Origin of the sequence: Vibrio amylolyticus (genome assembly GCF_023145695.1) — a bacterium.
GTDB lineage: Bacteria > Pseudomonadota > Gammaproteobacteria > Enterobacterales > Vibrionaceae > Vibrio > Vibrio amylolyticus.
This window is the reverse complement of record NZ_JAJHVV010000001.1, coordinates 184,022-205,634: the sequence shown is the minus strand read 5'-3', so window position 1 is coordinate 205,634 and position 21,613 is coordinate 184,022. Positions and strand designations below refer to the sequence as shown.

General features: G+C 42.7%; 19 protein-coding genes and 1 pseudogene. 12 read left to right on the top strand and 8 right to left on the bottom strand.

Annotated elements, in window-relative coordinates; translation table 11 throughout:
- Positions 1–20: 20 nt before the first annotated feature.
- Together KP803_RS00935 and KP803_RS00930 are read left to right on the top strand one after the other, a co-directional pair.
- Positions 21–686 carry a hypothetical protein gene (locus tag KP803_RS00935; protein ID WP_248006953.1) on the top strand — a complete coding sequence of 222 codons (666 nt, stop codon included), beginning with the start codon at positions 21–23 and terminating at the stop codon, positions 684–686.
- A gap of 391 nt (positions 687–1,077) precedes the next feature.
- Positions 1,078–2,232, top strand: coding sequence for an amino acid permease (locus tag KP803_RS00930; protein WP_248006952.1), 1,155 nt, complete (start codon positions 1,078–1,080; stop codon positions 2,230–2,232).
- An 82-nt stretch (positions 2,233–2,314) separates the two neighbouring features.
- Here KP803_RS00930 and KP803_RS00925 read toward each other — a convergent pair.
- The 7 genes and pseudogenes from KP803_RS00925 to KP803_RS00895 form a co-directional block, all read right to left on the bottom strand.
- A pseudogene (locus KP803_RS00925) lies at positions 2,315–2,428 on the bottom strand (class I SAM-dependent methyltransferase); the annotation flags it as partial.
- Between the two features lie 150 nt (positions 2,429–2,578).
- A complete protein-coding gene (locus KP803_RS00920; RefSeq protein ID WP_248006951.1) occupies positions 2,579–2,929 on the bottom strand; it encodes a putative quinol monooxygenase in 351 nt (116 codons plus the stop codon).
- Between the two features lie 195 nt (positions 2,930–3,124).
- Positions 3,125–4,045, bottom strand: coding sequence for an agmatinase (gene speB, locus KP803_RS00915; RefSeq protein ID WP_248006950.1), 921 nt, complete (start codon positions 4,043–4,045; stop codon positions 3,125–3,127).
- A complete protein-coding gene (gene speA / locus KP803_RS00910) occupies positions 4,046–5,956 on the bottom strand; it encodes an arginine decarboxylase (protein WP_248007350.1) in 1,911 nt (636 codons plus the stop codon).
- A gap of 348 nt (positions 5,957–6,304) precedes the next feature.
- Positions 6,305–7,666, bottom strand: coding sequence for an L-serine ammonia-lyase (locus KP803_RS00905; RefSeq protein ID WP_248006949.1), 1,362 nt, complete (start codon positions 7,664–7,666; stop codon positions 6,305–6,307).
- A 78-nt stretch (positions 7,667–7,744) separates the two neighbouring features.
- The gene (locus tag KP803_RS00900; protein WP_248006948.1) at positions 7,745–8,998 is read right to left on the bottom strand and encodes an aromatic amino acid transport family protein; all 1,254 of its coding nucleotides are present in this window, start codon (positions 8,996–8,998) and stop codon (positions 7,745–7,747) included.
- Positions 8,999–9,313: 315 nt separating this feature from the next.
- Positions 9,314–9,919: a CoA pyrophosphatase gene (locus tag KP803_RS00895; protein WP_248006947.1), complete on the bottom strand. Its 606-nt coding sequence runs from the start codon at positions 9,917–9,919 to the stop codon at positions 9,314–9,316.
- Between the two features lie 89 nt (positions 9,920–10,008).
- On the opposite strand from KP803_RS00895, the gene KP803_RS00890 reads away from it, so the two are divergent.
- Both KP803_RS00890 and KP803_RS00885 read left to right on the top strand, forming a co-directional pair.
- Positions 10,009–10,551 (top strand): heme NO-binding domain-containing protein, encoded by a 543-nt coding sequence (locus KP803_RS00890; RefSeq protein WP_248006946.1) that lies wholly within the window; start codon positions 10,009–10,011, stop codon positions 10,549–10,551.
- A gap of 10 nt (positions 10,552–10,561) precedes the next feature.
- Positions 10,562–12,289: an ATP-binding protein gene (locus KP803_RS00885; RefSeq protein WP_248006945.1), complete on the top strand. Its 1,728-nt coding sequence runs from the start codon at positions 10,562–10,564 to the stop codon at positions 12,287–12,289.
- A gap of 11 nt (positions 12,290–12,300) precedes the next feature.
- On the opposite strand, the gene pabB is transcribed toward KP803_RS00885, so the two are convergent.
- Positions 12,301–13,719, bottom strand: coding sequence for an aminodeoxychorismate synthase component I (pabB, locus tag KP803_RS00880; protein WP_248006944.1), 1,419 nt, complete (start codon positions 13,717–13,719; stop codon positions 12,301–12,303).
- Between the two features lie 183 nt (positions 13,720–13,902).
- On the opposite strand from pabB, the gene KP803_RS00875 reads away from it, so the two are divergent.
- From KP803_RS00875 to KP803_RS00840, 8 genes are all read left to right on the top strand, one after another.
- Positions 13,903–15,417 (top strand): fumarate hydratase, encoded by a 1,515-nt coding sequence (locus KP803_RS00875; RefSeq protein ID WP_248006943.1) that lies wholly within the window; start codon positions 13,903–13,905, stop codon positions 15,415–15,417.
- A 34-nt stretch (positions 15,418–15,451) separates the two neighbouring features.
- Complete coding sequence (locus KP803_RS00870; protein ID WP_248006942.1) at positions 15,452–15,637, top strand: hypothetical protein; 186 nt, start codon at positions 15,452–15,454, stop codon at positions 15,635–15,637.
- A 123-nt stretch (positions 15,638–15,760) separates the two neighbouring features.
- Complete coding sequence (locus KP803_RS00865) at positions 15,761–17,137, top strand: YcjX family GTP-binding protein (protein ID WP_248006941.1); 1,377 nt, start codon at positions 15,761–15,763, stop codon at positions 17,135–17,137.
- On the top strand, positions 17,134–18,195 hold the full coding sequence (locus KP803_RS00860) for a YcjF family protein (protein WP_248006940.1): 1,062 nt from the start codon (positions 17,134–17,136) through the stop codon (positions 18,193–18,195). The genes KP803_RS00865 and KP803_RS00860 overlap by 4 nt, the downstream gene beginning before the upstream one ends.
- Before the next feature lie 102 nt (positions 18,196–18,297).
- On the top strand, positions 18,298–19,842 hold the full coding sequence (tyrR, locus tag KP803_RS00855; RefSeq protein WP_248006939.1) for a transcriptional regulator TyrR: 1,545 nt from the start codon (positions 18,298–18,300) through the stop codon (positions 19,840–19,842).
- Positions 19,843–19,884: 42 nt separating this feature from the next.
- Complete coding sequence (rimJ, locus tag KP803_RS00850; protein ID WP_248006938.1) at positions 19,885–20,466, top strand: ribosomal protein S5-alanine N-acetyltransferase; 582 nt, start codon at positions 19,885–19,887, stop codon at positions 20,464–20,466.
- Positions 20,463–21,053, top strand: a complete 591-nt coding sequence (locus tag KP803_RS00845; protein WP_248006937.1) for an HD domain-containing protein — start codon at positions 20,463–20,465, stop codon at positions 21,051–21,053. The genes rimJ and KP803_RS00845 overlap by 4 nt, the downstream gene beginning before the upstream one ends.
- 12 nt (positions 21,054–21,065) lie before the next feature.
- The gene (locus KP803_RS00840) at positions 21,066–21,539 is read left to right on the top strand and encodes a DUF2947 domain-containing protein (RefSeq protein ID WP_248006936.1); all 474 of its coding nucleotides are present in this window, start codon (positions 21,066–21,068) and stop codon (positions 21,537–21,539) included.
- Positions 21,540–21,613 lie beyond the last annotated feature (74 nt).

The window sequence follows — 21,613 nt, the reverse complement described above, 5'->3', positions numbered from 1 at the left end:
CCAATAAGGAAAGGGATTTTATGATGGCACGTATTTCAATTGTTATTCAGTGTGTATTAGCCGTGTCTATTTTTTATTTGGGCTATGCCATTCATAGCTTTACTTCAAAAGTGGGGGAGGTTGTCGATAAATATCCGCAAATGCTTACCGATATTAGCAGCGTCACAGAGACACTGGAAATTAAAGAGTGGTTAGAGTTCGCAGAACATGTCGAAGTCATGGTTCCGCAAGTGTTAGGCACGGTCGATAACGTGAATCAAACGCTGGTCGATGTTAATCGTACCGTCGTATCATTGGATAAGAAAATTCCTAGCATTGTTTCTGAAATCACCGCTTATCGTGAAAATACAATTCCTTCAGCACTTGCCGAGATTAAGCAGTATCGTGTTGACGTGATTCCAAAGGCGGTCAAAGAGATGGAAAGCTATCGCGTTGATGTTATTCCCCCCGTCTTGGTTGAAAGCAAAGCTTACCGAACCACACTTGTCCCGTCAGTTATTGCAGAATCGACGAGCTTGCGCAGTGACATTCCTCCGATGCTAGCTAAAGCTGATGTTATCGTTGATAAGACTCAACAAATCGCGGCGGAAGCGACTCAAGGTGCGGTGAAAGGGGTGGTTCTATCACCTATTAATCTACTGCGGGATGCGAGTAATGAAATCAAATCTAAAGTGCAGACGGAGTAGTGGATAGTAAAAGAATGGTGACCAACCTGAGATTTTTGATTGTAATACGATGATCAATCAGTAAGATGATTCCATCTCTACACTGGAGATGGATTAGCGTATGGATTGCTAATTATCGAAACAGCGGATGTCACTTATTGGTCAAATAAATGAAATTCAAAATCACCACACCTATCATTGAACCAACTGAAGGTTCACCACACGCGTCATTTGCACATTTACTTCCTCTTTGCTCTTCTATGTTGAACACTTCCTTCGCTCATCTCTATCGTTTTATCTCGCCTGCTAGGCACCTCTTTATTCAAGCTCGTTATTGTTATTGATCTCCCGAATCAATTCTCTCGCCTGTTAGGCAATTTACATGACGATTTACAAATAAGTGCTTGAAAATATGAATACTAAATTATTGGGGAGTTCCCTAATTATCTCTGGTACCGCTCTTGGTGCCGGTATGCTGGCCATTCCTATGGTGTTGGCTCAATTCGGTCTTTTGCATGGAACGTTGCTGATGCTTCTGATCTATGCAGGAACCACTTACGCTGCTCTTTTACTACTTGAAGCAACAATTAAAACAGGTGATGGTCTAGGGCTGAACTCCATCGCACGTATGGTGCTTGGTAAGAGTGGTCAAATAGTGAGTAATGCGCTCTTGTACGCCTTGCTTATCTGTCTTCTCATGGCCTATATACTGGGCGCAGCCGATTTTGTTATCCAAATATTAGGTAGTGTTGGTGTCTCGCTTACTGCTGTACAAAGCCAAATTTTGTTTACCCTTGTTGCCGGTGCTGTTGTCGCCCCTGGGACGACATTGATTGATCGACTTAATCGAATTTTCTTTTTGGTCATGCTGCTAAGTCTGGCGTCGTCACTACTACTGTTAGCGCCAAATCTATCGTTTGAAAGTCTATTTCAAGTAAGCAATAGCGATCAGATAGCGTTAATTAAAACCAGTGCGGTATTATTTACGAGCTTTGGTTTTATGGTCGTTATTCCAAGTCTTGTTGCATACAATCAAGAAGCAACGGATAAGCAGCTTCGTAATATGGTGATTATTGGTTCTACCATTCCTTTAATCTGTTACTTGTGTTGGCTGTTTGCCGTGGTTGGCAATCTACAGCTTGACCAATTAGGTAACTTTCATAACGTGTCTGATTTAATGCGTGCATTTGAAGCTCACTCACCATGGATCAGTGGCATTTTATCGGTCTTTACAGGACTCGCTTTGCTGACATCATTCTTTGGTGTTGCCATGGCGCTATTTCACCAAAATACCGATACATTCAGACAAAATAAATTCGTGACCTATCTCATCACGTTTATCGCTCCATTGATTGGTGCGCTATTGGCTGCTGAACAATTCTTATCGATATTGAGTTATGCAGGGATTATTTTGGTTTTCCTTGCGGTCTTTGTGCCTTTGCTATTGGTTTACAAGTTACGTGAGAGGGAAGTCAGTTCAGATCGGTATTCGGCTGAGGGTGGGAGAGCGATGTTGATCATTACTCTGTTATTTGGTGTGTTCTTGTTAGTTTCTCAAATTATTTAGATTACGTACCAAGAGAATAGAGACAAACCTATCAAATAATGAATAAAAGGCCCTAATAGAAACTTAGGGTCTTATCATCAGCCTATTGATCAGACTCTAGATGCCGAATAGTACAGCCTCGTTTCATGAATAAGTTCAAAAAACCGTTTGTGCCAAGCGATGAGTAATAAACTTGTGGGACCATGAACTTATCGCTTTGTGAAAGGTGAGTGACTTGGTGATACGCTTTTCCAATATCGGAAGGCTTCACATAATCGTCTTTAATTTGGTTGCTACATTAGATTACCCGTGAACATTTGTCACGGGCATGAGCGGGGCTCGTTGTCTTTGCCCTAAAAGTTGCAAATTACTCGTAGATTGGCGCGTCGTAACCTTCGCCTTCATCAGTGTAAGCTGTGACGACAGCATCAGCGACTAAGCCAGTTTCAGCTTTCACCTGAGTTTCGAAGAAGTGCTGAATTTGCTTTCTTCGACCATGTGCAGACCAAGACTCTGCATCTTCCCAAATTTCATTAAATACAATTGGGTATTCGTTTCTAGAGGCACTTGGGTGGTCGATCTGGCGAGTCAGCATGTATTGAATACAGCCTTCCTCTCGATAAGCGTCTGGTTCTAGAGCTTTGAGTACTTCAAATAACGCCGCTTCTTTCCCTTCTTTTGGCTTAAACTGAGCTAAAACATAAACACGACTTGTCATGGTTTTTCCTTTTTATTTACGAGCTTTATCAGGGTGATAGAAGAGTATAGGAGAAAAAGGAATGTGAAACTAGGCACTCTTACCTGAGAGGATAAAAGCTTTGGCCATGAGTGAGAAACAGTTCAATTTTTCGTGTCATAGAGTGAGTTTGGAAAAGTGCCCTAGGTAAGGGCACTATAATTAAGCATTAGAACATCATTTGGATTGTGACGCCCAAACATACAGCAGTTCAAGTGCAATGGTTGCACCTGCTAGAGCCGTGACATCGCTTTGGTCATAAGCGGGCGCGACTTCGACCACATCCATGCCAACAACGTTTATGCCCGCTAGGCCACGTAGTATTTTTAAGGCCTTGTCTGTATTTAACCCACCACATACAGGTGTACCAGTTCCTGGTGCAAATGCTGGGTCAAGGCAGTCAATATCGAACGTGATATAGACAGGCTTATCGCCAATCGTCTGCTTAATCTGGGCAACAATCTCTTCAACACTCATGTCGTTTGCTTGTAAGGCGTTAATGACATTAAAGCCGTGATCGTCATAATCATACTCAGTACGAATGCCGACTTGTACTGAGTGCTTAGCGGAAATTAACCCCTCATTTGGCGCATGGTAAAACATGGTGCCATGATCGTATCGACTGCCATTAGCGTAAGTATCGGTGTGAGCATCAAAGTGGATCAGTGCCATCTCACCATGGTGTTTCGCATAAGCTCGTAATATTGGCAAGGTGATGAAGTGATCTCCTCCCAACGCTAACAGGGTTTTGCCACTTTTTAAGATCTCACCAGTCGCTAATTCTAGTCGATAGGTGAGATCTTCTGTGTCACCACAATCAAATACCAAATCACCAGAGTCGATGATTTTATTCTCTTTAAACAGATCAAATGTCCATGGGAATCTTTTACCTTCCCACGCCAAGTTAACCGACGCTTTACGAATGGCATCAGGGCCCATACGAGCACCTGGGCGACCAGACGTTGCCATATCTAAAGGCACGCCCAATACCACCACATCGGCATCGCAACTCGTTGGATCTTTTACAAATGGACGACGCACAAATGTCATCGCATTTGAATAGAGTGAATAATCCGTTTTAGTAAACAAATCGTTCATTTAGAAATCCTCTAAATAGGTGTAGCCCGTTAACCCTTGCTCAAGTTCCTGTAGAACTAGAGACTGCTCATTTTTATCAACGTAGCGATCAACCAGTTGACGGTAGTTGCTGCGAATCATGTCTACATCGATATGAACATAACGCATCATATCTTCGACTGAGTCACCCTCATCAATGGACTCAAAAACTGTTTTTCCGTTTTCATCAATCGTTACAACTGCGCTGTGTGTGTCACCAAACAGATTGTGCATATCACCTAAAATCTCTTGGTAGGCACCCACTAAGAAGAAGCCCATAAGGTATGGCTTATCTTTATTCCACTCAGGAACCGCAAGGGTAGTTTCAATCCCTTGACCTTCGACATAGTGGTCAATAGCGCCATCTGAATCGCAAGTGATGTCTAACATGACTGCACGTTTATCTTCAATATTCTCCAATCCTGATAGAGGTAAAACAGGGAAAACCTGATCGATACCCCAAGCATCTGGTAGCGACTGGAACAGAGAGAAATTAACGAAAAATTTATCCGCTAAGCGGCTGTTAAGTTCATCTAAAATCGGGCGATGAAAACGATTTTTGTTGCTCATTAATTGTCGTAGCTCTGCGTAAATACGTAGAGATAACTGTTCTACCCAAGCTCGTTGCTCTAGATTGATCACGCCGGTAGAAAATGAAGCGTGAGCTTCCCCTAAGTCACTTTGGGTATCATTGTAAATTTCAATCAGTGCACGCGCATCCGTTCCTTCGCTTAGGTTTTGCCAGTTGTTCCACATATTTTGTAGAAGTGCTGGTGCATCAGTTTCTGGCTCTTCAATGCTCTCGACGGCATAGCTCTCTGTTCCTATCACATTGGTGATCAATACCGCGTGATGCGCAGTTAACGAACGGCCTGATTCAGAAATAATGACAGGCTTAGGCTGTTGGTAATCGTTGCAAACATCACTCACAGTACTAACAATATTTCGAGCGTACTCTGCCAAGCTGTAGTTCATCGAGTTAGATGATTGGCTGCGTGTTCCGTCATAATCGACTGCCAACCCACCACCAATATCAAAGTAATCAAGTGGTGTGCCTAGTTCACGAAGCTCGCAATAAAAGCGTGCGGCTTCATTCACTCCGTTTCTAACATCGCGAATGTTGGCCATTTGCGAGCCTAGGTGGAAGTGCACCAATTGCATCGCTTCTAGTTGGTCTTCTTGTTTCAGGCGATCAATTACCGTCAGAACTTGCGAGGCTGATAAACCAAACTTGGACTTTTCACCACCACTCGCTTGCCACTTACCGGCGCCTTGAGAAGCAAGGCGAATACGTAAACCTAATCGAGGTTTTACGCCCAAATTTTTCGCTTCTCGCAGCACAATATCAAGCTCAGACAGTTTTTCCAGAACGATGAATACGTTATGCCCTAATTTCTCTCCAATCAAAGCAAGGCGAACATATTCACGATCTTTGTAGCCGTTACAGACAATTACAGAGCTCGCTTGTTGAGCCAGCGCGAGTACCGCTAGAAGTTCCGGTTTGCTGCCTGCTTCTAGGCCGAGTTGTTTGGTTTCAAGTTGCGCCTGACTAGCCAGTATTTGATCGACCACTTCTTTTTGTTGGTTCACTTTAATTGGGTAAACCAGCAGATACTTGTTATCGTATTGGTACTCTTCAATCGCTTGGTTAAAAGCGTCACAAATGTTGTGTACGCGCTGATGAATGATTTGAGGAAAACGTACCAAAGCCGGTAGGTTTAAACCCTTTTGCTCTAATTCATTCGCGATAGACACCAATGGAACTGGGTGTTGCTTGTCGCTTCTTGGCGATACAAAAACCTCACCACAGTCGTTGATGCCGAAGAAATCCTGGCTCCAGTACTGCACGTTGTAATCAGCACGGATGTTGTCTAGTTTAGATTTACCTGTCACGGCTTTATTCTCATGTATTGATGCTATGGCATCATTCTTAGCTATTAATTCGTGACCCTCTTCCGTGACCATCACGCCATTTTTTTCGCATATTTTGAATTTGATTTCGGGTGCGATTTGGAGCGTATTAACGGATAAATTTGGCGCTCTGTCTAACAAAAGAATTTTGTCGTGAGGATTAAAAACTATAAAAAATACGCAATGATAAAGGCGGTAAGGAGAGGGGGGGGGAATATTGGGTTTAAATTGTAGATACCAAAAAGCCCGAGCAGTTGCACGGGCTTCAATATGTTGTCAGGTGTTATTCAGTCAAAGGCTGATTAGCAGACAGCTAGTTTGCAAAAACTCTTAACAAACAACTTTAATAGCCAGTCCACCTTGAGAGGTTTCACGGTATTTCGCGTTCATGTCTTTACCGGTTTCTAGCATTGTTTCGATAACTTTATCTAAAGAAACGGTTGGTGCAGACGAACGGCGAAGTGCCATGCGAGTCGAGTTAATAGATTTCACAGCAGCGATACCATTACGTTCAATACAAGGAACCTGAACTTGTCCCGCAACTGGATCACATGTTAAGCCTAGGTTATGTTCCATTGCAATTTCAGCGGCCATACACACTTGCTCAGGGCTTCCACCCATAAGCTCAGCAAGACCTGCTGCTGCCATAGAACACGCAACGCCGACTTCACCTTGGCAGCCGACTTCAGCGCCAGAAATTGAAGCGTTACGCTTGTATAGACCACCGATAGCACCAGACGCTGCAAAATAGCGAATGTAATCTTTTTCAGTAACGGTCTGAATAAACTTGTCGTAGTAAGCCAGTACCGCTGGAATTATGCCACACGCACCGTTTGTTGGTGCCGTCACAACGCGTCCGCCAGCGGCATTCTCTTCATTGACAGCAAAAGCAAACATGTTTACCCAATCAACAACCGCCATTGGGTCATTAGACGTTTTTTCTGAAGTAAGCAGTTGTTGGCGAAGGGCAGCAGCGCGACGAGGTACGCGAAGTGGCCCTGGAAGAATACCTTCAGTATTCATACCACGGTCCATACATTCACGCATAGTTTTCCAAATTTTAGCGTAGTACGTACGAGACTCTTCGTCTGAACGCAGTGATTTTTCATTCTCAATCACCAGCGTACTAATTGATAAACCGCTCTCTTTACATTGATTAACAAGCTCTTCAGCAGATGTAAATTCGTAAGGCGCTTTAATTGGGTTTTCGTCTTCTTTACCAAAGTTTTCTTCGTCGACGATGAAACCACCACCGATAGAGTAATAGGTTTTTGAATAAGCCACTTCATTATCTATCCATGCGTGAATTTGCATGCCATTTTCGTGAAGTGATAGGTTAGAAGTGTGGAAGTTCATTCCGCCTTCTTTTGGAAAAGAGACGGTATGGCAGTGCATTCCAACAGGAAGACGTTCTGTTTCTTCTACGCGAGCGATGAAACCTGGAATAGAATCGATATCCACTTTCTCTGGCGTATTACCCGCAAGACCCATGATGATAGCGATATCTGTGTGGTGACCTTTCCCTGTCAGTGATAGTGATCCATATACGTCCACGGTGATTTTAGTGATGTCGCGCAATTTTCCCATTGAGCGTAAATCATCAATAAATTCTTTACCCGCTTTCATTGGTCCAACTGTGTGTGAGCTTGATGGACCAACACCGATTTTATAGATGTCGAATACACTGATCATATTTGAAACCTCATTAGAAAAGGCTCCTAAAATGGAGCCTTATTTTAGTTATTATGTCTAACCTAGATTAGATTCGGCTTAGAATATACCGTTAATCGCAGAAGTTACAGCAGCTAGTCCACAAATTGCAGTGAAGATTTGAGCAGCTTTAGAAGTTTTGAACTTCGCCATTGCTGGAACCTTGTTCATTGCGAAGATAGGAAGCAAGAACAGGATAGCAGCAATCATTGGAGCACCAAGGTCTTCAATCATACCAAGGATATCTGGGTTGATGATTGCAACAGCCCAAGTAGTAAGAACGATGAACAGTAGAGCACCTTTCTCAATCTTAGTTTCAGAAGCTTTAGTGCGAGACTTAGCAAGACCAACTAGACCTTCTTGAGCACCTAGGAAGTGACCGAAGTAGCTTGAACAGATTGCAGCGAAAGCAACAACAGGGCCTAGGATAGAGATTAGTGGAGACTCATGAATGTTTGCTAGGTAAGACAGAACACTGATGTTTTGTGCTTGTGCTTCAGACAGTTGCTCTGGAGATAGAGACAGTACTACTGAGAATACGAAGAACATTACAAAACCCATCAGCATCATTGCCGCGCCGCCAGTGATAGCGTCAGTTTTCTTAACAGCGTTGTCACCGTGAGTAAGACGTTGCTCTTTAGTGAATTGGCTGATGATTGGGCTGTGGTTGAATGAGAAAACAATCATTGGAAGTGCTAACCAAATCATAACTGGCATTGCGCTCCAGTCAGGGCTAACAGCGATCATTGATGTATTCCACTCAGGAATAAGGTAGAAAGATAACGCTAGAAGGATTGCTACTAGTGGGTAAACAAGTGCTGATGTTACTTTCAGCATCAGTTCTTTACCAAACAAGATACCCGCCGTCATCATTGCAATCAATGAACCAGACAGTAACCAACGTGGAATAGATTCCATGCCGATTTGATTCACTAGGAATGAGTCAACCGTGTTAGTGATACCAACACCGTAGATTAGAACGATTGGGTAAATAGCGAAGAAGTAAGCGAAAGTGATAAGGTTTGCGCCAGTTTTACCGAAATGTTCTTCTACAGTTTCACTGATGTCTGCATTTGGATTTTTTGAAGACAGGATGAAACGAGCTAAAGATTTATGTGCGAACCAAGTCATTGGGAACGCGATAAGAGCGAGAATTGCAAGAGTCCAGAATCCACCTGCACCAGCACGGATTGGAAGGAAAAGGACACCGGCACCAACAGCTGTACCGAAAAGTGATAGACACCAAGTGAAATCTTTATAAGTCCACTTAGAAGTAGTTTGAGCAGCCGTAGCTGTAGTAGTTTGTGTAGTCATAATTGTACTCATTTGGGAACAGGAAATAAGTTGGGTGCATTGTGCATAGATTTGTTGCACAAATATTAGATCTAGATCATGTATTTACCTAGATTATAAAACCATCAATAAAAACTTGTTCTAGGTCACGTAATTTACGTGCTACTCATTAACTGAGCTGTTATCACGGATTACTTTTTCTAATGGATGGGGTGTGTAGGTTGTTTTGTATGCGTTATGTAGGGTAAGGGTGTGACGCAAACGGTTGCGAAGCGTTTGGTGTTAATTTAACTAATGTTATTTGGGTTCAGATACCGTTTGGAATTACTGAGTATTTTAATTGGTAGCCATAATATGTTGCTGCATCGCTTGAATTATTTGCGCTGTCATCCCCCAAATGAAGTGATTTTTATAGGGCAGAGCAAAAACTCGGTGGCTGTTTTGGTTAATGGTAAAAAGGTGGCTGTGTAGCTGCTTTTTATCAAGCATAAAACTGACGGGTATTTCAAACGCTTCATCCACTTCATTTCGGTCAATGGACATGGAGTAACTTGGGCTAATAAAAGCAAGGACGGGGGTTACAGAAAAATGACTGACGGTGATGAGTTCTGGCATTTGACCAAAAATGTCAATGTGCTCAGGAGAGATCCCGACCTCCTCTTGCGTTTCTCTAATGGCGGTGTAGAGCAGTGAGGGGTCACTCTCTTCATATTTACCGCCAGGAAAACTTATTTGCCCTGGGTGGTGTTTTAAGTGCTTCGCACGTTTTGTTAACACAACAGAAAGGCCCTGAGGTCTTTCGATAAATCCTACTAATACCGAAGCCTTCCTTAATGGTTGATTAGCCAGGTGAGAGACCCGTTTTATGGATTCCGCATGGTAGCTAACAGGCTGTTGAAATTGAAACTTTTGAATTAGGTCGTTTTTTTTAAGCTCAAACAACGTATTGCCCCTCGCATTTGATTTGTAAAAGAATCATTTTTAGATCATGCTTTTATCTATATTGCTTAATATAAGGGTAGTTCATAAAGATGAAAGGAATTATTTTTACTGAATTTATTGAATTAGTTGAGAGAGAGTTTGGCCTTGATGTCCTGGATTCTATTTTAGAAGAGAGCAAGGATAGTGGTGTTTACACCTCGGTTGGTAGCTATGACCATAAAGCACTCGTTTCTCTTATTGTATCACTAAGCAAGAAAACAGAAATTTCTGGAGAGCAGCTCCAGCAGGTTTTTGGTAAGTCAGTATTTAAGAACTTGCTTAAAACCCTTCCTGCTCAAGCAACTTTAAATCGTTGCAGTAACACCTTTCAATTTATACGGCATGTAGAAGACTACATTCATATAGAGGTCAAAAAGCTTTATCCCGATGCCAAGCCACCCTCATTTGAGTTTATATCAGAAAATGAAACTCAGATGGTCTTTGATTACAAAAGTGCTCGGTGTCTATCTAATGTCTGTTTTGGTCTTATTAAAGGGTGTAGTGACTATTTTAATGAAAATATTGAGATATCGACAGAAAACCAAACTGAGGATCAGTCCCATGTTCGATTTTCACTCATGTTAAGCACATAGGAAAATTGAGATGAATGAAAACTCGCCTTCAGAAAAAACGTCTCAAGAAAACGCTCTTCTATTAAGAAAGCTAGCCAGAGAAATTGCTTCTCGAAAGGAAGCGGAACAGCTATTGGAACAAAAAGGGCTAGAGTTGTATGAATCCAATATGCAGTTAAGTCTAGCGCTTAAGCAACTGGAAAAACAATCTCAAAAAGACATGAGGAAATTTGAATTTGAACAGCAGATAGACGAAGTTCTGATTCAATTTGGCCGAGCCTTTCTATCTCGTCGACTGGATGATGCATTACTCTCAAGCTTCCTAGATGGCTTAACCCGTAGCAACGTAATTAAGTCAGTATTTCTCAACGTATCATCCACCCAGTTACCTGCACTAAATATCGACGAATTCGAGTGCATCGAGCATAAGCGTTTAGAAGCGATAGTGACCAACGTCACCTGGCAAGGTGATCAACTCTACGTGCCTTTAAAAATGGCGAACAGTGCCGTGGGCGAATTGATTTTCATTACCATTCCTGGTGAGGTAAATAAGGATTTTATTGTTAGCCAAGTCCGACTCGTTGGTGAGCTACTATGCAGTGCATTGAGTCGTCAAATCATGATTAACGAGACCATTGATGCGAGAACGCGAGCGGAAGAGTCAGAGCGTTCAACCAAAGAGTTTGTCGCTATGATCAACCATGAACTTCGTACGCCACTAAATGGATTGCTAGGCAGTGCCGAGCTTATGGCTGATACGACTCTTAATGATGTTCAAAGTAGCTACCTTGGTAATTTAACTCAATCTGGCGAATTACTCAGAACCATCATCAATGATCTGCTCGATTTTAGTAAAATGAATGCGGGAATGATGGAGTTAATCCCTACTCAGTTTAGTTGGAAAGAGCTTGAACAAATGGTATTGGGTATATTTACACCAAAAGCGATGGAGAAACGAATCGAGTTTAATATTTCCCTTGAATCCGATATTCCACAGGGTCTGATTGGCGATGTAGAGCGAATCAGTCAGATTTTAGTGAACTTGGTAGGTAATGCGATTAAATTCACCTCTAGTGGGAGTGTGTCGTTAATCGTTAACTGGGTTGCCGGGCGGTTAAGCTTAAAAGTGGTCGATACTGGTATTGGTATTGCGAAAGAGAATCAAGCGAATCTATTCGATCCGTTCATCCAAGCGGATAGATCAAGCAAGCGAAACTTTGAAGGAACAGGGCTTGGCTTAGCTATTTGTAAGCAGCTTGTTGACTTGATGGGGGGAGGTTTAAAACTAGACAGTGAGATTGATAAAGGGTCGACATTCACAGTGTTACTTCCGTTAGAAATCGCGGTTGGTACAGACTCTGAGTCCATCGAGGATTCTAAGCAGGAGAGTGAGAAATCAATAGAAGGACTATCAATTCTGGTTGTTGATGATATTAGAATGAATCAGATCATCATTAACCAAATGTTGAAGAAATTTAATCTAGCCGCCGATATAGGCAATAATGGCATTGAAGCACTGGATGCCGTTGAAAAAAATAAGTATGACATTATTTTTATGGATTGCCGTATGCCAGAGATGGATGGCTTTGAAGCGACGGCGATATTGCGAAAAGACGGTTATAACAAGCCTATTATCGCGCTGACTGCAGGAACAACACTATCGGAGCGCGATAAGTGTATAGAAAGCGGTATGGATGATATCTTAACCAAACCGTATACCGCTTCAGGGCTACATCAAATAATCACCAAGTGGATTTAACCACTCATCTGTTACTCTGAATTGCTCTCTAATACAGGGAGTATTCTACTTAGCTTATCGAGCGTCTCTTGATATTCGGAATCACATTCACTATCCGCGACTACGCCGCCGCCCGCCCATGCATAAAGCGATGAGTTCTTTGCAACCAATGTTCGAATCGTGATGCTAGTATCCATGGTACCATCACGACTGATATATCCAATACTACCGCAATAAGCACTGCGTCGATGGGGTTCCAGTTCTTCGATGATCTCCATTGCTCTTACTTTAGGCGCTCCGGTGATAGATCCCCCAGGAAAGCAAGCTTTAAGCAGGTCGGCATTACTGTATTGCTCATCGAGGTTTGCCCTGATTGTACTTACTAAATGATGTACAGCAGGGAAGCTCTCAATATCAAAAAGTTTGGGAACATTGACACTACCAGGAGTCGCAACACGGCCAATATCGTTACGCAGTAGATCAACGATCATGAGGTTTTCAGCTTGATCTTTTTCTGCGTTTAAGAGCGCTTCAGCATTTGCTTCATCAATTTTCTCATCGCTCGAGCGAGGTCGAGTCCCCTTAATTGGTTTGGTCTCGATGACTCGGTCCACAACTTTTAAGAATCGTTCCGGAGAGACACTTAAAATTGCCCCCTCACTAGTTCTAATAAAGGCAGAAAATGGAGCAAGATTATAGGACTCCAGTTTTTTATACGCTTGCCATTCACAGCCTTCATAATTTGCTTGGAAACGCTGCGCAAGGTTGATTTGGTAACAATCACCGGAAAGTAGGTAATCCTGAACCGAATTAAACTTATCTGAGTAACTCTGCTTGGTCATGTTTGACGACCAAGGTGAAGTAAGCTGGAAAGGCGTTGATTTTGGCTCGTTGTTCACCTGAGACTGTAATTGTTGCCAATGTTCAGATGCTCGTTCTCCGACGATATACGCACTACTTGTTTTATGATCAACCAGTAACGCCCATTCGTATAAGCCAACCACCATTTCAGGCATACCGATATCATCACTGGCTAAGTTTGGTAGGGTTTCAATCCGACGACCTAAATCATAGGAGAAGTAACCGACAGCGCCACCCACAAAGGGTAGGTTTAAGCCTTCATCTCGCTTGGAGGATGACGTGCTTTCAGAGATGGTTTTAATATCTGGAAGGTATTGCTGTTGAAGTGTCGCTAGCAGATCGAACGGGTCTTTTTCGCTATCAAAATCGCCGTCAGGTGTCATCACTTGAGTTATCGTTTGTTTCGTCGTGAGCGTCACAACCGGATCAGTCACTAGGATATCGTAGCGACTATCGACATGTTCCTTTGAAGAAGAGTGCAAGAACATCGCCCAAGGCTTATGCTGAATGTGATTAAACACATTACTAGCAAGGTCTTGATGGTAGTCGATAGGGGTGATTTGGATAGATTTATGCAGGTTTTTGTTCATTTGTATAATTTGTGACGAAGAAAACGATCACTTCATAGCGCCTAAAGGAAAGCAAGAGTATCATAAAAAACAAATCAAAAGTTGCTACTTGATTGTATTGTCGATGGAAGTTGTTACTGGTAGAGCATCGACTCTTTCTATAGAGAGTAGTGAGATGGAAGAATAACTATAACGAGGAAAGCAATGACGGTCATTCGTAAACAAGATGTCATCAGCAGTGTTGCTGACGCACTTCAATATATCTCTTATTATCACCCGCTCGATTTTATCCAAGCACTTGATGCTGCTTACCAACGTGAAGAGAGCCAAGCGGCGAAAGACGCGATTGGTCAAATCCTAATTAACTCTAGAATGTCGGCAGAAGGCCATCGTCCTCTTTGCCAAGACACTGGGATTGTGACGTGTTTTGTTAACATCGGTATGGACGTTAAGTGGGAAACGGATCTCACTGTTCAACAGATGATTGATGAAGGTGTTCGTCAAGCGTACAACAACCCGGATAACCCACTTCGTGCTTCCATTTTAATGGATCCTGCAGGTAAGCGTATCAATACCAAAGATAACACGCCTGCAGTTGTTCATATTAACATGGTACCTGGCAGTAATGTTGATATTCAAATTGCTGCGAAAGGTGGTGGTTCTGAAAACAAAACTAAAATGGTTATGCTAAACCCTTCTGATGATATCGCTGAATGGGTAGAGAAAACATTGCCAACGATGGGCGCTGGTTGGTGTCCACCGGGTATGCTAGGCATAGGAATCGGTGGTACTGCTGAGAAAGCGGCGGTATTGGCGAAAGAATCATTAATGGAGCATATTGATATTCAGGAGCTGATTGATAAAGGCCCTGAAAACGCAGAAGAAGAGTTGCGTTTAGATATCTTTAACCGTGTTAATAAGCTGGGTATTGGCGCACAAGGCCTTGGCGGTCTTACGACCGTGGTTGATGTGAAAATCAAAACGGCACCGACACACGCAGCTTCTAAACCCGTTTGTTTGATTCCGAACTGTGCGGCGACACGTCACGTACATTTCACGCTAGACGGTTCTGGCCCTGCTGAACTAACACCACCTAAGTTAGAAGATTGGCCTGAAATCACTCAAGAAGCGGATGAAAATACACGTCGTGTGAATCTTGATACGGTTACGCAAGAAGACGTTCAAAAGTGGAAAACCGGTGAAACAGTATTACTCACAGGTAAGATTCTAACTGGGCGTGATGCTATGCATAAACGTTTACAAGGCATGATTGAGCGTGGCGAGAGTTTACCTGATGGCGTTGATCTAAAAGGTAAATTTATTTATTACGTTGGCCCTGTTGATGCAGTAGGCGATGAAGTCGTAGGACCTGCTGGCCCAACAACATCGACTCGTATGGATAAGTTCACAGACATGATGCTCAACGATGTTGGTATTATGGGAATGATAGGTAAAGCAGAACGTGGGCCTGCAACCGTTGAGTCAATCAAAAAACACAAAGCGGTTTATCTTATGGCCGTTGGTGGTGCTGCGTATCTTGTTGCAAAAGCAATTAAGAAATCACGTGTTGTCGCATTTGAAGACCTGGGTATGGAAGCGATCTACGAATTTGATGTTGAAGATATGCCAGTGACCGTTGCAGTAGATTCAACGGGTGCGAATGCGCATCAAATTGGACCTGATACATGGAAAGTTAAAATAGCAGAAGCGAACTCATAGCGTGTTAGCTTGCTAAAGAGTAAAGGAGAGTAGAGTGCCTCGATTTATACAAATATTACAAATTGCGATTGCGATTGTTATCGGTAGCTTTGTTGGCTATGACCTGATTTTACATGGTATTAGTATTTTCGACGTAAAATACGTCACGATTACCTGTGTTTTGTTTGTGATGTTAGAGCTTGCACTGTTTGTTATCTATAAACTGATAGAAGACGATTAGCCCTAGCTAAAAGACACAAACGATTATCTAAGCCTCTGAATATATTCAGAGGCTTTTTTTATTCATGTACGATTAAGATTAACTCATATAGATTATTGATATAGGTGTAGTAAGAGAGTAGCAATGAAGAAATTAACCCAAGAAGTCAATGATTTTCTCTATCGTAGTATGGACTCTCATGTTCGTATTGCCGTCACTGGCTTGTCCAGAGCGGGAAAAACAGCGTTTATTACCTCAATGGTCAATCAATTACTGCATACCTCTACGCACGATAACTTGCCACTACTTAAATCAGCGCGAGAGAAGCGTATTGTCGGGGCAAAAAGAGTCCCGCAACACAACATGATGGTGCCGCGGTTTGCCTATGATGATGCGATGGAACAGTTACATGCTCACCCGCCTGAGTGGCCAATTCCAACTCGGGATGTGAGTGAAATTAGGCTTGCGCTAAAATACAAACCAAAACAGCGTCATAAAAAAATACTCAGCCCTACTTCAACACTGCATATCGATATTATTGATTATCCGGGTGAGTGGTTGTTGGATTTACCATTATTGAATATGGATTTTGAAGAATGGTCGAATTCTCAGATTGAAGCACTGAAAGGACAGCGAAAAGAGCTAGCAGGTGAATGGCTTACTCAGTTAGAGACGTTAGATCTTGATGCGGAAGCTGACGAAAAAAAACTCGAACATATCTCATCGGTTTACACCAAGTACTTACATGGCTGTAAGGAAGTGGGCCTCCACTGGGTTCAACCCGGACGCTTTGTTTTGCCTGGTGATCTGGCTGGTGCTCCCGTTTTGCAATTCTTCCCTTGCATTACAGGTTCCAATTCGAAGCCTAAGAAAAATAGTAACTTAGAGATGCTGAGTAAACGGTATTCTGAGTATCAGGAAAAGGTGGTGAAAGCTTTCTATAAGCAATATTTTTCTACCTTCGATAGACAACTCGTACTCGTGGATTGTTTATCCCCCTTGAACGCGAGTCATGAAGCTTTTAATGACATGAGTGTTGCACTTGAACAGATCATGCACAGTTTTCGTTATGGAAGAAGTGGTCTTTTAAAGCGCCTATTTTCCCCTAAAATTGATAAGATTTTGTTTGCGGCGACCAAAGCGGATCACGTCACTCCTGAGCAGCACTCAAACTTGGTCTCATTGTTACAGCAGTTAGTTCATCCTGCTTGGCAAAATGCAGCGTTTGAAAATATTGAGATGAATTGCATTGCCATGGCTTCGATTCAAGCCACGACTGCAGGTTTTATCAGTGATGGAGAAGCGACGATACCTGCAATTCAAGGGTCAACATTGGAAGGCGAGCCAATGACTCTTTTTCCCGGTGAGGTTCCTCAAAAGTTACCAAACTCAGACTATTGGGAAAAAAGTGGTTTTGAATTTAGCAACTTTGCCCCTAAAGCAAAGGTCGATTATGCCCCGATAGAACACACTCGAATGGATAAAGCACTGGAATATATTATTGGAGACAAACTGAAATGAGCGATTTAAAAAAGAAGCGCGTCTTTAATCAAACATTAGAAAGCGGGTCCCCATCTAATGACAGTGTCAAACACAAAGGGGCAGTTGACTTAACTGCGCAACAACTGCTCGATGGTCAACGAACCTTCGAGCAGAGTGACCTGTTCATTCCTAGTAAGGTAGAAGAAGAGAAACCAGAAGCGGATTTAGAGCGGATAATCCGACCGACCAAAAAATATCGAGGTGTCACCACAGCACTGTTAATGAGTTTTAGTGGTCTGCTTGGCTGGCAGGCCATTGATACGGTGATGACAGCGATAAGCGCTTCCGATTGGCTTGCGCTTGGTTGGGCGGGATTCATAGCGACAATATCAGCATTAGGTATTGGCGCAATAGGAAAGGAGTTGTGGAAGCTAAGGAAACTTCGCCATCATTTTAGCACTCAAGAGCAGAGTGAAGCCTACCTTGAGCAAGGCGGGGTTGGAAAAGCGAAAGTCTTCTGTAAAGAGCTTGCGGCGAAAAGTGCTATTTCAGAGGAAAATCCACATTATGACCGCTGGGTAAATAGTGTGACCGACTCTCATTCGGATGCTGAGGTTATTGAACTGTATGAGTCCATCGTCGTCAGTCAATTTGACGAAAAAGCGGCCGAAATTGTCACTAAACACGCCAGTGAATCTGCGGTGTTGGTTGCTGTCAGTCCACTTGCTGCTGCCGATATGGCATTGGTGGCATGGCGTAATTTCACAATGATAAACTCACTCGCTACCTTGTATGGTGTGGAGCTTGGCTATTGGTCACGACTCTCTTTATTTAAGTCAGTTTTAACAAATATGGCGGCTGCTGGGGCGAGTGAACTAGCGATTGATGCCAGTATGGATCTCTTATCAATGGATCTTGCTGGTAAGCTTTCTGCTAGAGCAGGGCAGGGTATTGGCGTTGGTATTTTATCAGCGAGAGTTGGTCTTAAGGCCATCGCATTATTGAGGCCGATTGCTTGGCAAAAAGAGAATGCATTAACGCTATCGACGATACGAAAGCAAATCGTTTCTAAAGTCGCTGCTATTTCACTCAAATAGATGTCGTTGTCGTTGTATTCTCACTAGATTTCTTGACGCACTAAAAGTCATGAGCGAAACTAGTGTCAACTTTTTCTGACACCGTTCAATTAGGATTTCTTAGTGCGTCTTGAAGTGTTTTGTGAAGATAGATTAGGTCTAACTCGTGAGTTGCTTGATATTTTAGCCTCAAAGAGTATTGACCTGCGCGGCATCGAAATTGATGTCAGTGGTATTATTTACCTTAATTGTCCTGATATTGACTTTGATACGTTCAGTGAGTTAATGACAGAAATACGCCGTATCGCTGGTGTAAAAGACGTACGAAAAATCCAGTTTATGCCAATTGAACGACATAATACGGAATTGATTTCTCTTCTAAATAACCTCCCAGATCCTGTCTTGGCGATTGACCTAAAAGGTCATGTCGATCTTGCTAACCACGCTGCGGTTGATCTGTTCAAACAAGCGGATGCTGACATCATTGGTCAGCAGATTTCATCTTTATTACCCAGCTTTGATTTCTCTCATTGGTTTGAAGGGAATATCACTCGTCAACGTGAAAATATTGTTATTGATGGTCTTGATTATGCAATGGAAATTATGCCGGTCTATATTACCGGTGAATCCAATGAATCTAGCTTAGCAAGTGCAGTAATGATTATCCGTTCTGGCAGCAATAAACCGCAGTTTGACGACAGTCTTCCCCTCAATAATAACTTAGGTTTTGAATATTTTGTCGGGGTTTCTAATCGCCATAAAGCGTTGATCAGTCAAGCTAAGAAATTATCGATGCTTGATCAGCCACTCCTCATTGAAGGGGAAACGGGCACTGGTAAAGAGATGCTCGCTCGCGCCTGCCATAATCGTTCAAGTCGAGCAGCTGCGTCGTTTTTAATCTTGAGCTGTGCTTCAATGCCAGATGATGTTGCGGAAACAGAGCTGTTTGGTCATGCGCCAGGTTCATTTAACCATGAGCAAGGGCACAAAGGGATTTTTGAGCAAGCCAATGGTGGTACGGTTTTCTTAGATGAAATTGGCGAAATGAGTGCCCATTTACAGATTAAGCTGCTTAGATTCCTACAAGACGGTACATTCAGACGTGTTGGTGAAGAACATGAAGTACATGTAGACGTTCGTGTTATTGCATCGACAAGGCATAAGCTTGCTGAGCTGGCTGAGTCAGGTGCCTTTAGGGAAGATCTGTTTTATAGACTCAATGTTCTGACATTACGTATTCCCCCTCTTCGTGAGCGAACCAATGACATTGGGCCGTTGTTAGAGTTGTTCGTTGCTAAATATGTTTCGCAACTCGGGATGAGCAAACCAGAATTCGCTGATGAACTTGTCGATGGTTTATCGAATTATCAGTGGCCAGGAAATATGCGCCAACTTGATAATATGGTTCTAAGAGCGTTAACGGAATGGCAAGATGGTCGTTTAGACGCTTCATTGTTCCACCTGCCACAGCTAGAAAATGTCTCATCAGGATTACCGAATGTGAACCTAGATGGCTCACTTGATGAGATAATGAAAGAGTACGAATCACAAGTGCTTGAACGCTTATATCAGTCGTTCCCATCGAGCCGAAAATTAGCGAAGCGATTGAATGTTTCTCATACATCCATTGCCAATAAGTTACGCGATTACTCTATCCGTAAAAGCTAATAGAAAATACGCGTCATAAAGTGAATTGAAGATATTAAGTTAATGAATAAAGTAAACTCGCATCGAAGTGTCTACGTGGCTGATACTGATTTTGTTCTACGCACCGCCGAAATTGATGATGCGCAGAGAATCACAGACTATTTCAAGCGTAATCGTTCACATTTAAAAGCATGGGAACCAAGGCGAGAAGAGGCATTTTTTACCCAGTCAGGTTGGGCGACAAAACTGGTTAAGCTTCATGAGCTGCACGCCTTAGGGCTAGGCTACTATTTAATTATTCTTAACTCAGATGAATTGAAAGTTCTTGGTACCGTTTCCTTTAGTAATCTCTCTCGATTCCCTTGCTACACCTGTACCGTTGGGTATTCACTTGATGAAAACTCTCAGGGCAAAGGCATTATGTCACGTGCGTTAAAGCATGCGGTGAATTATATGTTTACCTACCAATCTATGCATCGAGTTAATGCGGCTTATATGCCAAATAATGAACGAAGCGCTGCGGTATTAAAACAGAATGGCTTTGAGAAAGAGGGCTTTGCTAAACAGTTTTTATTGATAGATGGACAGTGGCAAGACCATATTTTAACGAGCTGTATCAACCAAAATTGGAAAGCCGTGAAATGAACGAAAGACTAGTTAAGCAGCTATCACTCATCATTGAACTTGATCAGTTAAAATCAGTACTACGCCGAACACGAGTAAAAAGTGCAGATGGGCGTTTAGAAAATAGTGCGGAGCACAGTTGGCACGTTGCTCTGATGGCGATTTTGATGGAAGAACATGCTAACGAGCCCGTTGATATCTCTAGAGTGGTTAAAATGCTGCTCCTGCACGATATTGTTGAGATCGATGCGGGTGACACTTTTGTCTATGACGTAGCTGCCTCCCTAGAGCAAGAAGAGAAAGAACTCGCGGCTGCGAATAGACTATTCGCCATGCTACCGACGGATCAAGGTGAAGAATTAAAAGACATTTGGCTTGAATTTGAATCTGCGCAAACTCCGGATTCGAAATACGCCAAAGCACTTGATCGTCTAATACCAATGCTACTCAACTACCATAATGATGGGCAGAGTTGGCAAGAGCATGGGGTGACCCAAGAGCAAGTGCTCAACATTAACAGTAAGATTGGGCTTGGTTCGCAAACATTGTGGGACGAAGCTAAAATAATGATAGAGCAAGCCGTCAAAAACGGTTGGCTAAAAAAATAACGAGGAAAATGAATGTCGTATTTGCCTTTGGATCAATACCAAAGAAAATGGATCTTTACCCATCAATCTATGCCACTTCCACCAGAGGATCTTGAGAAAATCAAACCGATGGATGCAGCAAGAGCTTCACAGCTTTGGAAAGAGAATATCAGTCCGTTAAGCCCTGATGCTGATCGCTTTAGTAGCCAAGATTGGCCGCGCAAAGAGAGCAATTGGACACTTGAAATCGATTGGATGGCGAATTGGGAAGACGACGATCAAGGTATGCCAGAAGAGTTACTAGAGCAATTAGACTGGCAAGATGATGTGACGGTTTATTTTTGTTACGAGAAGTACAATATTCTTGAAACGAAGTGGTCAGTGTTCAAAAAGCATTGGAAGAATTTTTTGTTCTATGATGATGGGCCGATACTGTTAGGCCGACGTCGAAAAGAGGCGTTGTGGTTTAGCTCTAAAGGGACAGTAAAATTTGGCACAAGAAGTTAATCTATAAGCCGAATACAGAAAAGCAGCGATCATCGCTGCTTTTTTATGCCTGACTTACCATGAACTGCCTATAC

What these genes read in the sequence shown, in the direction of transcription:
- KP803_RS00935 (WP_248006953.1), top strand. Translation starts at nt 21, where the DNA reads ATGATGGCACGTATTTCAATTGTTATTCAGTGTGTATTAGCCGTGTCT.
- KP803_RS00930 (WP_248006952.1), top strand. Translation starts at nt 1,078, where the DNA reads ATGAATACTAAATTATTGGGGAGTTCCCTAATTATCTCTGGTACCGCT.
- KP803_RS00920 (WP_248006951.1), bottom strand. Translation starts at nt 2,929, where the DNA reads ATGACAAGTCGTGTTTATGTTTTAGCTCAGTTTAAGCCAAAAGAAGGG.
- speB (WP_248006950.1), bottom strand. Translation starts at nt 4,045, where the DNA reads ATGAACGATTTGTTTACTAAAACGGATTATTCACTCTATTCAAATGCG.
- KP803_RS00905 (WP_248006949.1), bottom strand. Translation starts at nt 7,666, where the DNA reads ATGATCAGTGTATTCGACATCTATAAAATCGGTGTTGGTCCATCAAGC.
- KP803_RS00900 (WP_248006948.1), bottom strand. Translation starts at nt 8,998, where the DNA reads ATGACTACACAAACTACTACAGCTACGGCTGCTCAAACTACTTCTAAG.
- KP803_RS00890 (WP_248006946.1), top strand. Translation starts at nt 10,009, where the DNA reads ATGAAAGGAATTATTTTTACTGAATTTATTGAATTAGTTGAGAGAGAG.
- KP803_RS00885 (WP_248006945.1), top strand. Translation starts at nt 10,562, where the DNA reads ATGAATGAAAACTCGCCTTCAGAAAAAACGTCTCAAGAAAACGCTCTT.
- pabB (WP_248006944.1), bottom strand. Translation starts at nt 13,719, where the DNA reads ATGAACAAAAACCTGCATAAATCTATCCAAATCACCCCTATCGACTAC.
- KP803_RS00875 (WP_248006943.1), top strand. Translation starts at nt 13,903, where the DNA reads ATGACGGTCATTCGTAAACAAGATGTCATCAGCAGTGTTGCTGACGCA.
- KP803_RS00865 (WP_248006941.1), top strand. Translation starts at nt 15,761, where the DNA reads ATGAAGAAATTAACCCAAGAAGTCAATGATTTTCTCTATCGTAGTATG.
- KP803_RS00860 (WP_248006940.1), top strand. Translation starts at nt 17,134, where the DNA reads ATGAGCGATTTAAAAAAGAAGCGCGTCTTTAATCAAACATTAGAAAGC.
- rimJ (WP_248006938.1), top strand. Translation starts at nt 19,885, where the DNA reads ATGAATAAAGTAAACTCGCATCGAAGTGTCTACGTGGCTGATACTGAT.
- KP803_RS00845 (WP_248006937.1), top strand. Translation starts at nt 20,463, where the DNA reads ATGAACGAAAGACTAGTTAAGCAGCTATCACTCATCATTGAACTTGAT.
- KP803_RS00840 (WP_248006936.1), top strand. Translation starts at nt 21,066, where the DNA reads ATGTCGTATTTGCCTTTGGATCAATACCAAAGAAAATGGATCTTTACC.